We start from the raw sequence: 226 nt of genomic DNA, 5'->3' as shown, positions 1-226 counted from the left end.
CGAGCCCCTGGCCCTGGAGCAGGAGGGGCGGGCGTACTTCTACCACCTGGACGGTCTCGGGACGCCGCTGGCGCTCACGGACGCGGAGGGGAGGCAGGCGGTGCGGTACGACTACGCGGCCTTCGGCGCCCGCCGCCGGCACGGGGGCCGGGTGCGCCAGGCGCTGGTCTTTCCGGGGCAGTACCTGGACGAGGAGACGGGCCTCCACTACAACTGGCACCGCTAC

Annotated in this window: 1 protein-coding gene; it reads left to right on the top strand. The window is 73.9% G+C overall.

All coding sequences use genetic code 11. From position 1 onward, the window contains the following. On the top strand, window positions 1–226 hold a 226-nt coding region (locus HCU62_RS11595; protein ID WP_181448358.1), incomplete at both ends, for an RHS domain-containing protein.

This window comes from Dissulfurirhabdus thermomarina, assembly GCF_012979235.1.
Taxonomy (GTDB): domain Bacteria; phylum Desulfobacterota; class Dissulfuribacteria; order Dissulfuribacterales; family Dissulfurirhabdaceae; genus Dissulfurirhabdus; species Dissulfurirhabdus thermomarina.
Note: the sequence above shows the minus strand (reverse complement) of the source record. Positions and strands in the feature narration are given on the sequence as shown.